13 protein-coding genes are annotated in these 14,109 nt (G+C 69.3%); 6 read left to right on the top strand and 7 right to left on the bottom strand.

Annotated elements, in window-relative coordinates:
• The 6 genes from HMPREF1529_RS01485 to HMPREF1529_RS01460 are packed head-to-tail and all read left to right on the top strand — an operon-like array spanning position 1 to position 7,020.
• Complete coding sequence (locus HMPREF1529_RS01485; RefSeq protein ID WP_005048130.1) at positions 1-1,515, top strand: ABC transporter ATP-binding protein; 1,515 nt, start codon at positions 1-3, stop codon at positions 1,513-1,515.
• Positions 1,512-2,846 (top strand): ABC transporter permease, encoded by a 1,335-nt coding sequence (locus HMPREF1529_RS01480; RefSeq protein WP_016463411.1) that lies wholly within the window; start codon positions 1,512-1,514, stop codon positions 2,844-2,846. The genes HMPREF1529_RS01485 and HMPREF1529_RS01480 overlap by 4 nt, the downstream gene beginning before the upstream one ends.
• Positions 2,843-4,138, top strand: coding sequence for an ABC transporter permease (locus HMPREF1529_RS01475; RefSeq protein WP_005048134.1), 1,296 nt, complete (start codon positions 2,843-2,845; stop codon positions 4,136-4,138). Before HMPREF1529_RS01480 ends, HMPREF1529_RS01475 begins: the two co-directional genes overlap by 4 nt.
• Before the next feature lie 8 nt (positions 4,139-4,146).
• Entirely contained in the window at positions 4,147-4,548 is a 402-nt protein-coding gene (locus tag HMPREF1529_RS01470) for a cytidine deaminase (RefSeq protein ID WP_016463410.1), read from the top strand.
• The gene (locus HMPREF1529_RS01465) at positions 4,545-5,864 is read left to right on the top strand and encodes a thymidine phosphorylase (protein WP_016463409.1); all 1,320 of its coding nucleotides are present in this window, start codon (positions 4,545-4,547) and stop codon (positions 5,862-5,864) included. The genes HMPREF1529_RS01470 and HMPREF1529_RS01465 overlap by 4 nt, the downstream gene beginning before the upstream one ends.
• 40 nt (positions 5,865-5,904) lie before the next feature.
• Positions 5,905-7,020, top strand: a complete 1,116-nt coding sequence (locus HMPREF1529_RS01460) for an adenosine deaminase (protein WP_016463408.1) — start codon at positions 5,905-5,907, stop codon at positions 7,018-7,020.
• A 209-nt stretch (positions 7,021-7,229) separates the two neighbouring features.
• Here the strand turns inward: HMPREF1529_RS01460 and HMPREF1529_RS01455 are convergent, their stop codons facing one another.
• From HMPREF1529_RS01455 to HMPREF1529_RS01425, 7 genes are all read right to left on the bottom strand, one after another.
• On the bottom strand, positions 7,230-8,126 hold the full coding sequence (locus HMPREF1529_RS01455; protein WP_016463407.1) for an endonuclease domain-containing protein: 897 nt from the start codon (positions 8,124-8,126) through the stop codon (positions 7,230-7,232).
• A gap of 252 nt (positions 8,127-8,378) precedes the next feature.
• Complete coding sequence (locus tag HMPREF1529_RS01450; RefSeq protein WP_016463406.1) at positions 8,379-9,527, bottom strand: mannitol-1-phosphate 5-dehydrogenase; 1,149 nt, start codon at positions 9,525-9,527, stop codon at positions 8,379-8,381.
• Positions 9,527-9,964: a PTS sugar transporter subunit IIA gene (locus tag HMPREF1529_RS01445; protein WP_005048150.1), complete on the bottom strand. Its 438-nt coding sequence runs from the start codon at positions 9,962-9,964 to the stop codon at positions 9,527-9,529. Before HMPREF1529_RS01445 ends, HMPREF1529_RS01450 begins: the two co-directional genes overlap by 1 nt.
• Before the next feature lie 129 nt (positions 9,965-10,093).
• Complete coding sequence (locus HMPREF1529_RS01440; RefSeq protein ID WP_005048152.1) at positions 10,094-11,773, bottom strand: PTS mannitol transporter subunit IICB; 1,680 nt, start codon at positions 11,771-11,773, stop codon at positions 10,094-10,096.
• A 31-nt stretch (positions 11,774-11,804) separates the two neighbouring features.
• Complete coding sequence (gene ptsP / locus HMPREF1529_RS01435; protein ID WP_016463405.1) at positions 11,805-13,469, bottom strand: phosphoenolpyruvate--protein phosphotransferase; 1,665 nt, start codon at positions 13,467-13,469, stop codon at positions 11,805-11,807.
• Positions 13,470-13,489: 20 nt separating this feature from the next.
• Positions 13,490-13,765 (bottom strand): HPr family phosphocarrier protein, encoded by a 276-nt coding sequence (locus HMPREF1529_RS01430; RefSeq protein WP_005048157.1) that lies wholly within the window; start codon positions 13,763-13,765, stop codon positions 13,490-13,492.
• Positions 13,762-14,106, bottom strand: a complete 345-nt coding sequence (locus HMPREF1529_RS01425; RefSeq protein ID WP_005048160.1) for a PTS sugar transporter subunit IIB — start codon at positions 14,104-14,106, stop codon at positions 13,762-13,764. Before HMPREF1529_RS01425 ends, HMPREF1529_RS01430 begins: the two co-directional genes overlap by 4 nt.
• Positions 14,107-14,109: the final 3 nt, after the last annotated feature.

The following is a 14,109-nucleotide window of genomic DNA, read 5'->3' as shown; positions in this document are numbered from 1 at the left end:
ATGAAGCTCGAGCTCCGCGGGATCACGAAGAGATTCGGCAGCCTCGTCGCCAACGACCACATCGATCTCGTGGTCGAATCCGGGGAGATCCACGCGCTCCTCGGCGAGAACGGCGCCGGCAAGTCCACGCTCATGAACGTGCTGTACGGCCTGTACCGCGCCGACGAGGGCGAGATCCTGCTCGACGACGTGCCGCAGCACTTCCGGGGCCCCGGCGATGCCATGGCCGCCGGGATCGGGATGGTCCACCAGCACTTCATGCTCATCCCCGTCTTCACCGTCGCCGAGAACGTCATGCTCGGCCACGAGGACACCAAGGCCTTCGGCCGCCTCGACCTCAACGCCGCCCGTGCGCACGTGCGCAGCGTCGCACAGCGCTTCGGCTTCGAGATCGACCCCGACGCCCTCGTCGGCGATCTGCCCGTCGGTGTCCAGCAGCGCGTCGAGATCATCAAGGCGCTCTCCCGTGACGCGAAGGTGCTCGTCTTCGACGAGCCGACGGCCGTGCTCACTCCGCAGGAGACCGACGAGCTGATGGCCATCATGCGCCAACTGCGCGATGAGGGCACCTCCATCGTCTTCATCACCCACAAGCTGCGTGAGGTCCGCGAAGTGGCGGACCGCATCACCGTCATCCGCCTCGGCACCGTGGTCGGCGAGGCCTCGCCGACGGCGACGAACGCCGAGCTGGCCTCCCTCATGGTGGGACGTGCCGTCGAGCTGACCGTGCACAAGGAGGCGCCGCGGACGCGTGAGGGCGGACTCAGCGTGCGCGGGCTGCGCGTGCTCACGGCGGCCGGTGCGATCGTCGTGGACGACGTCGACCTCGAGGTGCGTCCCGGTGAGGTGCTCGCCGTCGCCGGTGTCCAGGGCAATGGGCAGACCGAGCTCGTCGAGGCGATCGTCGGGCTGGCCGCCCGCGTCGAGGGCTCCATCAGCCTCGACGGCACCGAGCTCGTCGGCAAGAACGTGCGCGCGATCCTCGACGAAGGCGTCGGGTTCGTCCCCGAAGACCGCAAGGAGGACGGCCTCGTCGGCGGGTTCTCGGTCGCCGAGAACCTCATCCTGGACCGCGCCGCGGAGTCGGCCTTCGCCGCCGCGGGCACGCTGCGTCGGGGCGCGATCGACGCCTTCGCCCGCGACCGCATCCGGGAGTACGACATCCGCACGCAGGGGCCGGACACCCTCGCCGGCACCCTCTCGGGCGGAAACCAGCAGAAGGTTGTCATCGCCCGTGAGATGAGCCGCGAGCTCCGCCTGCTCGTCGTCGCCCAGCCGACCCGCGGTGTCGACGTCGGGTCGATCGAGTTCATTCACCGTCGCATCATCGAGACGCGCGATTCCGGTATCCCCGTCATCGTCGTCTCCACCGAGCTGGACGAGGTCAGCGCGCTCGCCGACCGCATCGCCGTGATGTATCGCGGCACGATCGTCGGCGTCGTCCCCGGCGACACGCCCCGCGACACCCTCGGTCTCATGATGGCCGGAGCACACGACCCGGAGGTGGCCGCATGAGCGGATCGACGCCCACGAACGACGGCGCGGCGGGTGTGCCGCTCGGCGAGGCCGAGCTGCCCCGCGCGAGCGGGCCGCTGACCGGCGAGCCCGCACCCCGCGAGGGCGAGGAGTTCCCGCCGACGCGGTCGGGAGTCTTCCTCAAGGAGCTGCTGCGCGGCAGTGCGGTGACGACCTTCCTGGCCATCGTGCTCGCCATGATCGTCGGCGGCATCCTCATCGCCGTGACCAACAAGGACGTGCAGGCGGCATCCTCCTACTTCTTCGCGCGGCCCGGTGACACCTTCGTCGCGATCTGGCAGGCCGTCTACAACGGCTACGAGGCGCTCTTCCGGGGTGCCGTGTTCAACGCCCGCGGCGCCGACTTCGCGGCGCAGATCCGCCCGCTGACCAACTCGCTCGGGTTCGCGACGCCGCTCATCGCGGCCGGCCTTGGCGTCGCGCTCGCCTTCCGTGCGGGACTGTTCAACATCGGCGCCCGCGGTCAGATGCTCGTCGGCGCGATCTTCGCCGGCCTGTTCGCGTTCAACCTCGATCTGCCGATGTGGCTGCACCTTCCCCTCACTCTGCTCGCCGGCATCGTCGGCGGTGCGCTCTGGGGCGGGCTGGTGGGCCTGCTGAAGGCCAAGACCGGGGCGCACGAGGTGATCCTCACGATCATGCTCAACTACGTCGCGTTCTACCTCCTGCTGTGGATGACGCGCACGCCCGGGCTGCTCCAGGCCCCGGGTACCAACCAGCCGCAGACGAAGCCCACGCCCGCCTCCGCGCAGTTTCCCGACCTCCTCGGCCCGCTCTTCCCGCAGCTGGACTGGGGCTTCGTCGTGGTGCTCGCGGCCACCGTGTTCGTCTGGTGGCTCATTGAGCGGTCGAGCCTCGGTCTGCGGCTGCGCGCCGTCGGCGAGAACCCGCGAGCCGCGCGGGCCGCGGGCATGAGCGTGGACCGCCTCTACATCTACGCGATGCTCTTCGCGGGCGGCCTGGCGGGCCTCGCCGCCATGAACCAGATCCAGGGCACCGTCACGACGGGCTTCGGCGCGACGATCGACGCCGGCATCGGCTTCGATGCGATCACCGTTGCCCTCCTCGGTCGTAGCCGCGCGTGGGGGACCCTGGCTGCCGGCATCCTCTTCGGTGCGCTCAAGGCGGGATCGTTCTCGATGCAGGCACAGGGCATCCCCGTGGACATCGTGCTCGTCGTGCAGTCGTTGATCGTACTGTTCATCGCCGCGCCGCCGCTCCTGCGCGCCGTGTTCTTCCTCCCCAAGACCGACGCCGAGAAGGCGGCCAAGGCGCGAGCGAAGGCCGCGAAGAAGGCGGTGGCCGCATGAGCGCCTCGACACCGGCAGCCCAGATCGAGCAGAGTGACGGCACCATCCAGCTGGCCGTCGTCCGGGAGCGGCACTTCAAGGCGCCGATCGTTCTCGCGGTCATCCTCGTGCTGCTGGCCGCCCTCTTCGGCCTGGCACCGCGCGACGGTGTCTCGACCTTCCGTCTCGGCGATCCGTCGCAGTCCTTCGGTCTGCCCGACGTGGGCGTCCCCACCGCGCCGACCGCCTGGACGCTGTGGGCCGTGCTGGTCGTGCTCACCGCCGGCGCGGCCTGGCGGGCGTGGACGTACCGTCGTCCGTCCCTCTGGCTGACGATCGCGTTCGGCGTTCTCGGCGTCGTGGCGTTCCTGGTGTGGGCCGCTGCCGACGGGTTCGTGCCCGTCTCGAGCCTGCTGTTCGGCGCCGTATCGCTGTCGGTGCCCCTCGTCTTCGGTGCGCTCGGCGGTGTGATCGGCGAACGCGTGGGCGTGGTCAACGTCGCGATCGAAGGACAGCTGCTGCTCGGTGCGTTCTCGGCCGCCGTGCTCTCCAGCATCACGCACAACCCGTTCATCGGGCTGCTCGGCGCCATGGTCGGCGGTGTCCTCGTCTCGTTCGTGCTCGCAGCCTTCGCGCTCAAGTACCTCGTCGACCAGGTCATCGTCGGTGTCGTGCTGAACGTCCTCGTGACCGGTCTGACCGGCTTCCTGTACGGTGCGCTCCTGGCTCCCAACGAGCAGCAGCTCAACACCCCGGAGCGCTTCGGCCGTATCCAGATCCCCGTGCTGAGCGAGATCCCGATCATCGGACCGGTGCTGTTCAACCAGACCTTCATCGTGTACCTCATGTTCGTGACGGTTCCGCTCGTGGCCTGGGGCCTCTACCGCACGCGGTGGGGCCTGCGCCTGCGCGCCGTCGGCGAACACCCGCAGGCGGCCGACACGGTCGGCATCAAGGTGAACACGTCCCGGTTCTGGAACGTCTCGCTGGCCGGCGCGATCGCCGGCATCGGCGGAGCGTACTTCACGCTCGTCTCGGTGCCGCAGTTCGGCAAGGACATGACCGCGGGGCTCGGCTTCATCGCCCTCGCGGCCGTCATCTTCGGTCGCTGGGACCCGATCCGCGCGACTCTCGCCGCCCTGCTGTTCGGCTTCGCGACCAACCTGCAGAACCTGCTGACGATCCTGAAGACGCCGATCCCCAGCGAGTTCATGCTCATGCTCCCGTACGTCGTGACGATCCTCGCGGTCGCCGGCTTCGCCGGCCAGATCCGCGGGCCCGCGGCATCCGGCAAGCCCTATATCAAGGAGTGACCTCTTTCATGACCGACATCGACTGGGACGAGCTGCGCGCCGTCGCCACCGAGGCCATGCGGCGCGCGTATGCGCCCTACTCCCGCTATCAGGTGGGTGCCGCGGCGCTGGTCAGCGATGGACGTATCGTGTCGGGCTGCAACGTCGAGAACGCCTCCTACGGCGTCGGGCTCTGCGCCGAATGTGCCCTCGTTGGCGATCTGCACATGTCCGGAGGCGGGCAGCTCGTCGCTTTCGTGTGCGTCAACAAGGAGGGGCAGACGATCATGCCGTGCGGGCGCTGCCGTCAGCTGCTCAACGAGTTCGCCCTTCCGGGAATGCTGCTGGAGACCGTCTCCGGCATCCGCACGATCGATGAGGTACTGCCGGATGCCTTCGGCCCGCGCGACCTCGAGGAGGTGTCGCGATGAGCGGCGGGACGCAGAGCACGCCGGATGCCGCGGTCGAGCCCTTCGACGCGGTCGACGTCATCCGCACAAAGCGTGACCACGGCGCGGTGCCCGAAGACGCCCTGCGCTGGATGATCGACGCGTACACGCGCGAATACGTCGCCGACTCGCAGATGGCCGCGTTCGCGATGGCGGTGCTGCTCAACGGCATGAACCGCGACGAGATCCGTGTCATGACCGACGCGATGATCGCCTCGGGGGAGCGGATGAGCTTCGCCGGACTCGGCAAGCGCACCGTCGACAAGCACTCCACCGGCGGGGTCGGCGACAAGATCACGCTGCCGCTCGCGCCGCTCGTCGCGGCATTCGGCGTCGCGGTGCCGCAGCTGTCCGGCCGGGGCCTCGGTCACACCGGCGGCACGCTCGACAAGCTCGAGTCGATTTCGGGGTGGCGCGCCGCGCTCTCCAACGACGAGATGTTCGCGCAGTTGCGCGACGTCGGTGCCGTCATCTGCGCGGCCGGCTCGGGCCTGGCTCCGGCGGACAAGCGGCTGTACGCGCTGCGCGATGTCACCGGCACGGTCGAGGCCATCCCGCTGATCGCGTCGAGCATCATGTCGAAGAAGATCGCCGAAGGCACCGACGCGCTCGTTCTCGACGTCAAGTTCGGCTCCGGCGCATTCATGCGCGATGTCGACAAGGCGCGCGAGCTCGCCCGCACGATGGTCGCCCTGGGCACCGACTCGGGCGTCGCGACGACGGCGCTGCTCACCGACATGAACACCCCGCTCGGCCTCACCATCGGCAATGCCAACGAGGTGCGCGAGTCGGTCGAGGTGCTCGCCGGCGGCGGCCCGGCCGATATCGTCGAGCTGACCGTGGCTCTGGCGCGCGAGATGCTGGCCCTCGCCGGACAACCCGACGCCGACGTCGAAGCCGCGCTGCGCGACGGGCGCGCCATGGACGCGTGGCGGGAGATGATCCGTGCCCAGGACGGCGATCCCGATGCGCCGCTGCCCACCCCCCGCGAGACGCACACCGTTGTCGCTGCCCGAGACGGTGTGCTGACGCGGATGGAGGCGCTCCCGTTCGGCATCGCCGCCTGGCGTCTGGGGGCGGGACGCGCGCGCGCCCAGGACCCCGTCATCCACGCCGCCGGCATCGACCTGCACGTCAAGCCCGGCGCATCCATCGTCGCCGGACAGCCGTTGTTCACCCTTCTGGCCGATGATGACAAGCGCTTCGAGCGCGCCCTCGACGCGCTCGAAGGCGCATGGGAGATCGGAACGGATGCCCCGGCATCCACTCCGCTCGTCCTCGAGCGCATCACCGCCTGACCTTAAGCTCCACCCGCACAGCCCACCAGAAGGAAGCCCCATGGCCACCGACCCCTACGCCGACCCGAAGCTCGAGGGCGTCTCCATCCGCTCGCTTCCCAAGGTCTCGCTCCACGATCACCTCGACGGTGCGCTGCGGCCTCAGACGATCATCGAACTCGCCGACGAGATCGGCCTCGATGTCCCGACGACGGATGCCGGGGAGCTCGCCGACTGGTTCGAGGACCAGAGCGACTCGGGTTCGCTGGTGGAGTATCTGAAGACCTTCGATTTGACGACCGCCGTCATGCAGAGCGCCGAGGGCCTTCGCCGCGTCGCGAAGGAGTTCGTCGAGGACCTCGCCGCCGACGGCGTGATCTACGGCGAGGTGCGCTGGGCGCCGGAGCAGCACCTCGCGGGCGGGCTGTCGCTCGAAGAGGCCGTCGAGGCCGTGCAGGAGGGCATCGAGGAAGGCGAGGATGCCGTCGATCGCTCGGGTCGCGACATCCGCGTCGGCCAGCTCATCACGGCGATGCGTCACGCCGACCGCTCGCTCGAGATCGCCCAGCTCGCCGTCGCGTTCCGCGGTCGCGGCGCAGTCGGCTTCGACATCGCCGGAGCGGAGGACGGCTTCCCGCCGTCGCGTCACCGCGCCGCCTTCGACTATCTCGCCTCAGAGTTCTTCCCGGTGACGGTGCACGCGGGAGAGGCGGCCGGTCTCGACTCGATCCGCTCCGCGATCCTCGACGGCCGCGCCCTGCGCCTCGGCCACGGCGTGCGCATCGCGGAAGACCTCGAGGTCGTGCAGCAGCAGGGCGACGAAGTGCTGGTGACCTTCGGAGACCTGGCGCGGTGGGTACGCGACCGTGAGATCCCGCTCGAGCTCTCGCCCTCCTCGAACCTGCAGACCGGGGCGATCGCGGCGTGGGGCAAGAGCCTCGAGGATCATCCGTTCGACCTGCTGTACCAGCTCGGCTTCGCCGTGACGGTCAACGTCGACAACCGCACGATGAGCCGCACCTCGCTCACGCGCGAGCTCGCGCTGCTGGCCGAGACCTTCGACTACCGTCTCGAAGACCTGGAGGCGTTCCAGCTGAACGCGGCCGCAGGCGCCTTCTTGTCGGTGGAGGAGCGCGAGGAGCTCATCGAGCTCATCGGCGAGGGCTTCGACGCCTGACCCGCACCCCACGGCAGCCCCGTCAAGGGTTCCGGGCGGGCTCGGGTTCGGGTTCTGGCTCGGGTTCTGGTTCTGGTTCGGGTTCTGGGTTCGGGCGGAGCGCGGGGGAGCCCGGTGCGCGTCTCGATCACGTCGATCACGGCCACCGTTCACAACTCCGGAGTTTCCGAGCAGGTTCGGCCCTCTGGGCCACGGATCGGCCTGTCCGTTCACAGTTCACCGGAGTTGTGAACTCGCACGGTGCGCGGCGTGGTGCCAGGGCCGCGGGCTACCGCCCGCCGGAGAACCTCGATCACCCATTCCGGACGGAAGAGGATGTCCTCGGCGAGCAGCCGCAGAGTCGTGAAGCCGAGTCCGATTGCGGCGGCATCCCTGCGGCGGTCTCGCTTGTGATCCCCCCACGACCCGTGGTGCGAGCGACTGTCGCACTCGATGACAAGCCAGCCGTCGACGAGGAGATCCACTCGGCCGACGCCGTCGATTCGAACCTGCAGGTCCACGTGGCATCCCAGACTGCGCAGCATGAGGCGGACGAGGGTCTCGGTACCCGCCTCCGCACGTTGGTCGAGAAGCGGCCGCAGGGATCGGTAGCGCCCGGGAACGTGCGCGAAGACGTCAGCGAGACCGTCTTCATCCACTGCCCCGAGATGCCACGCGCTGTCGAGCGTGGCGACCGCATCCCGCGGCCGCTGGCAGCGCACCGCTGCACATAGTGCTTCGCGGACAGGTACGAGCACATCATCGGCGGCGCTGGAGGTGGGACGCCAATGTCGCACGATCTCCGTCGACGCCTCCGGTCGCGGCGTGCGGGAGGCGTCCGGAGCGAGCTGGATGTGCAACCCCGCACGCTCCCGTACGAACACGCCGAGAAGTCGCAACAGTGAGACGCAGTCCAGGCGCCCGCCCCACTGCACCGCCGCGCACACCTGCGGATCGGTGTCCCGGGGCAGATAGTGATCGCGCCGCAGGCGCAGGAGCCGTCCGTCGCGCACCGCATCGGTGATCTGTCGGCCGGTGGCTCCCGCGGCGAGCAGGTGAGCACGCCGCAGAACAGCGGTCGGGACGTCGCTGGGCAGAACGGGACGGTCGGCAGAAGATCGGATCATGTCCAGAACTCTGACCGCGACGCCCGTCGGGCAGGGCTTTGTGTGCCTCGTCGGTGGACGACCGGATTCAGCGGGGCGCGGGGGAGGAGGCGTCGCCGTTCACAACTCCGGAGATGTGCTCGCGACCGTCGGCCACAGCCCTGGCTGGGTGCGGTGTACCGAGGGATCTCCGGAGTTGTGAACGGTGGAAGGGGCCCCGGGCTCCGCGGCCGGAAGCCAGCGCGGTCCGCCGTCCCGGGGCGCGGGAGCGGGTCAGAGCTCGGACTGACGCTGTGCGACGACGGCTTCGACCGCGGCGAACAGCGGGTGCGACGGCTCCAGACCCGTCACCGCGGCGGTGAAGGTGGCCGCGTCCTCGGCGCGCAGTCGTCGCTGCATCTCCACCGACTGCTCGTCGTCGGGCTCGTCGAACTCCAGCGCCGCCCCGATCGCCTCGACCAGGGCGGTCGTGGCCAGCCCCCGCTCGGCGGCGGCCGCGGCGGGGCCGATGAACCGCTCGTGTCGCGAGAGTTTGCGCAACGGCTGGCGCCCGACGCGGCCGACGGTGTCGGGCAGAGCCGGGTTGGCGAAGCGGCGCAGGATCGTCGCACGGTACTCGGCGAGCTCGGCAGCATCCCATCCGTGCACCGCGACCAGCAGTGCGGACGTCTCTTCGAGCGCGGCGGACACGCGGGAGACGATGGACGGATCCGCCAGCGCGTCGGAGATCTTCTCGACGCCCGCGCGGGCCCCGAAGTAGGCGGTCGCGGCGTGACCGGTGTTCACCGTGAAGAGCTTGCGCTCGATATAGGGGGCGAGGTCGTCGACGAAGTGGGCGCCGGGGATGTGGGGTGGGGCGTCGGCGAAGGGGGGCCGTTCAATGGCCCATTCGAAGAAGGGTTCCACGGTGACGTCGATCCCCGCGCCTTCCGGCTGTGCGGGCACGATTCGGTCGACGGCGGTGTTGGCGAACACCGCCCGGTTGCTGATCGCGTCCCACGCGTCACCCGCCTGCTCGCGGATCTCGTCGCGGAGGGTGTCGGTCGCCCCGATCGCGTTCTCGCACGCCATGACCTGCAGCGGAGGCCGAGACGGGTCGCGCAGGGCCAAACCGGCCAGGATGTGCGGCGCGACGAAGCGCAGGATCGTCGGGCCGACCGCGGTGGTCACCACCTCGGCGGTGGCGATCTCGTCGATCAGCGCCTGCGGATCGGTGGCGCTGTTGATCGCGCGGAAGCCTGTCACGACCGTGTCGGTGCCGCCATCGCCGACCTCGTGGACGGTGTACTCCGAAGCCGCGTTGATGGCGTCGACCAAGGATGCCGCGACATCCGAGAACACCAGCTCGTAGCCGCCTTCGTGCAGCAGCAGCCCGACGAAGCCGCGACCGATGTTACCGGCGCCGAAGTGGACGGCCTTCATCAGCCGTTCACCGTCGACAGCAGTGCGAACAGGTCCTCTGCGGTGGTCGCCGCCTTCAGGCGTGCGACCTCCTCGTCTTCGGAGAACATCAGGGCGATCTGCGAGAGGATGTCCAGGTGCTCATCGCCCTTGCCGGCGATGCCGACGACGAAACTGACCTTCTCGCCGTCCCAGTCGACGCCGCCGTCATAGCGGACGAACGAGAGCGCCGAGTCGAGGATGGCATCCTTCGTCTCGTTGGTGCCGTGGGGGATCGCGAGCTCGTTGCCCATGTAGGTGGACACGGTCTGCTCGCGCTGGAGCATCGCGTCGTAGTAGGCGGAGGTGACGGCTCCGGCGGCTTCGAGGATGTCCGCGGCCTCACGCATGGCGTGCTCTTTCGTGACCGATCCGGAGTGGATCCGAACCTGATCGATCTTCAGTACATCGCGTGACATGTCGTCCTCGTCTCTGTGCGTAGCGTCGTCTCGGTCATCGTACGTCTGGGCGACGCTGTATCGGGTGAGAGCCGCGGGGGCGGGGCATCGCGCATCCCGTCCCCGCGGCGTCAGGGTGGGCCTGAGCGATCAGGCCTGGTTCTTGTGCTGCTGGACCACCAGATCCACGACCTCGTCGTACTTCGGCGAGTTCATGAAGTTGTCCACCGACACGTGAGTCGCGTTCGGCGTGCGCCCGCGTGCGCGGTCGGTGAGCTGCTGCTGGGTGATCACGAGGTCTTCGCTGCCGTCGAGGTTGGCGATCGCCTTGTTGGTGACCGAGACGTCGTCGATGCCCGCCTTCTTGATCTTGTTGCGCAGCACGCTCGCGCCCATCGCGGACGAGCCCATACCGGCGTCGCAGGCGAACACGATGTTCGTCACGCGTGCGGCGGGTACCACCGTTCCCGCGGCGACGGCGTCGGCGGCCCGGTCGGCCGACAGCGACGACTGGTCACCCTCGAGCCCGGCGTTCGCGGCCGCCCCGGCGCGGAGGCCGGCGAGGGCCTCGGAGCTCTTGCCCTTGTTCGCCTCGGTCTGGGCGATCGCCGCCTCGAACGATGCGCTGGAGTCCGCCTCTGCGGCCAGGTCACGCTTGCGGGACGCCCGCAGGATCACCGCGGTGATCAAGAACGTCACGGTGGCGGCGAGGATCACCGACAGATACACGACGAACAGGTTGCCGACGCCCGGGCCGATGGCCGCGGCAGTCACGGCGATGATGCTTCCGGGAGCTGCCGGGAAAGCGAGGCCGCCGCCCAGCAGCATGTTGGTCGTCACGCCGGTCGCGCCTCCCGCGATGAGGGCGAGGATCGTCATCGGCTTGCTCAGCGCGTACGGGAAGTAGATCTCGTGGATGCCGCCGAAGAACTGGATGATGATCGCGCCCGGAGCCGAAGCGCGAGCCGCACCGACGCCGAAGAAGGTGAAGGCGAGCAGAAGTCCGACGCCGGGGCCGGGGTTGGCCTCGATGAGGAAGAGGATCGACTTGCCCGCCTCGGTCGCCTGCTGGATGCCGAGGGGGGTGAACACGCCGTGGTTGATGGCGTTGTTGAGGAACAGCACCTTCGCCGGCTCGACGATGATCGACAGCAGCGGGAGCAGGTTGACGCTGACGAGCCAGCCCACGATGCCGCCGAGGAACGTCGAGATTCCCAGCATGATGGGGCCGAAGGCGAAGAAACCGACGATCGCCAAGATCATGCCCAGGATGCCGGCGGAGAAGTTGTTCACCAGCATTTCGAAGCCCGGCTTGATCTTGCCGTCCCAGAGCTTGTCCATCTGCTTGGTGATCCAGGCCGCCAGCGGGCCCATGATCATCGCGCCGAGGAACATGGGGATGTCGGTGCCGACGATGACACCCATGGTGGCGATCGTCGCCACCACGCCGCCGCGCTCGCCGTAGACCATGCGACCGCCGGTGTTGGCGATCAGCAGCGGCAACAGATAGGTGACCATCGGGCCGACGAGGCCGACGTAGGCCGCAAAGTTGCCCGCATCGCCGCTCGCCAGCGCCGTCATCGCGCCGTTCCAGCCGATGTCCGCCGCGTTTCCGCCGCCACCGATGATCTCCGCGACGGGAGACCAGTGCCACCCGAACGGGCTCTCCGCGCCGAAGAAGCCCTTCGTGATGAAGAGCATCGTGATGAAGCCCCAGGCGATAAAGGCCGCGATGTTCGGCATGATCATGCCGGACAGGAAGGTGCCGAACCTCTGCACGCCGACGCGTGCGCGGTTCACCCCCGTCGATGTCGTGGACGCCGTTGTCATTGTCTTCGTTCCCTTCGAATGTGCCGCGCCGTCAGCCGGCGAGGTTCTCAGCGGCGGCCTGAGCCGCCGATCGTGCGGATGCCGCGTCATCGGCGGCAAGAGCGGCCGCGGCGATGCGCTCGGCATCCTCGCGGGTGTACTGCAGAAGCGAGGCGCGCACGTCCGCGAGGGCCGTGGGAGCCATCGACAGCGTCGTCGCGCCGAGGCCCACGAGCACGACGGCCAGCAGCGGGTCGGCGGCGGCCTCGCCGCAGATGCCGACCGGCTTGCCGTTGGCCTTGCCGCCGGAGGCGGTCATCTTGATCAGCTCCAGGACCGCGGGGTGCCAGGGGTCCTGGTACGACGCCACCGAGCCGAGCAGGCGGTCGGCGGCGAGCGTGTACTGCGTGAGGTCGTTCGTGCCGATGGAGGCGAAGTCCGCGATCTGGAGGATGCGCTTCGCCTGGATCGCGGACGAGGGGACCTCGACCATGACGCCGGCGGTCTTGATGCCGTACTCCTTCGCGAGCGTCACGAAGTAGTCCGCTTCCTCGACGGTGGCGACCATCGGCGCCATGACCCAGAGGTCGGCCTCGGTCGCGGCGTCCGCGTTCGCGAGCGCGGTGAGCTGCTCGCGCAGGATGTCCTCGCTGGCGCGGAGGGCGCGCAGGCCCCGAAGGCCCAGGGCGGGGTTGTCTTCGTGCGCGTCGTTGAGGAAGGCGAGGGGCTTGTCCGCCCCGGCGTCGAGAGCGCGGACGACGACCTTCTTGCCGGGGAACGCCTTCAGCAGCTCGGTGTACGACGCGGTCTGCTCGTCGACGGTCGGTGCCTGCGTGGCCGACAGGAAGAGGAACTCGGTGCGGAAGAGTCCGACGCCCTCGGCGCCCAGCTCGACCGCCTCGGCGGCGCCGCCCGGCTTGCCGAGGTTGGCCAGCAGCGGCACGGCGGAGCCGTCCTTCAGTGCACCCGGGGTGAGCGGGGCGGATGCCGCGGCGGCACGGTCGGCGGCGCGGTTGTGGGCCTGGGCGAGCTCGTCCTCGGTGGGGTCGACGGTCACGACACCCTTCGCGGCATCCACGATGACCGTCTGCCCGTCGGTGAGATCCTTCGCGGCGGCGGCGCCGACGATGGCGACGATGGACTTCTCGCGCGCCAGGATCGCGGTGTGCGAGGTCGGCCCGCCGTCGGTCGTGATGAGCGCGAGCACCTGGTCGAGGTCGAGCAGGGCGGTGTCGGCGGGGGCGAGGTCCTTCGCGACGAGCACGAACGGGTGACCGGGGTCGGGCACGCCCGGGGCGGGCAGGCCGCGCAGGCGTGCGATGACGCGCTGGGCGACGTCGTCGAGGTCGGCGGCGCGCTCGCCGAGATAGCCGCCCATCGCGGCCAGGGTGTCGCGGAAACTCGCGAACGCCTCGTGTACGGCATACTCGCCGGTCTTGCCGGCGTTCACGCGCGTGGAGACCTCGGTGTCGAGTGTGGGGTCCTCGGCCATCATCGCCTGGGCCTCCAGGACGTCGCGGGCGAGACCTCCGGCCTTCGAGCCGCGCTCCTCGAGCTCACGGGCGACGGCGGAGACCGCCGCGCGCACGCGGGCCAGCTCCTCGGCGGGTGTCAGCGTGCTGGGTACGTCCGAGGGGGCGGGCAGCGGGTCGGCCATACGGGCCACGGGACCCTGGGCGACGCCCAGTCCGATACCCACTCCACGCAGTTCACTCATCTTCGGGTCTCTCTTTCGGTTCAGTTGTCGTCGTGGTCGGTCGTGAGCAGCTCGGCGAGTACGTCGAGCACGGCGTTGGCGTTCTCGCCTTCCGCGGTGAGGGTGACGTAGTCGCCCTTCTCCGCTCCGAGGGAGATGACGCCCAGGATGCTGGCGGCGTTGACCGGTGCACCCGCGCCTTTGGAGATCGTGACCTCCAGGCCGGAGTCCTTCACGCCCTGGGCGAAGAGCTTCGCGGGGCGGGCGTGCAATCCGTTGGACGATCCGATGCGGATCGTGCGGGACACAGAGCTCATGCGGGGTTCCTCTCCGTCGAAGCGGGCATGTCGGGGTCTGTCCTCAGGGTCTCGTCGATCAGCGCGAGGGTGCGCGTGCCGTGGAGATCGCTGTAGATGTCGGGCGGAAGGAGGATCACGCGTACGAGACGCGGCGCCGCTTCGCGACGGATGCGATCCAGGCTGCTCTGCAGGTGGGGACCCACGAGCACCACGTCTGCGGCATCGATGTCGATCGGGAGCGACTGCTCGGTGCCGGCGACGGCACTGAGCTCACGCTCGGCCGCCTGCGCCGCGTGACGAACACGCTGCGCGACGAACGTGCTCGACGCTCCCGCGCCGCACACAACGAGGATCCTCATCGA

Source organism: Microbacterium sp. oral taxon 186 str. F0373 (genome assembly GCF_000411455.1).
In the GTDB taxonomy this organism is placed as follows: Bacteria; Actinomycetota; Actinomycetes; order Actinomycetales; family Microbacteriaceae; genus Microbacterium.
The sequence above is the reverse complement of the archived record's forward strand: the minus strand, read 5'-3'. Positions and strand labels throughout refer to the sequence as shown.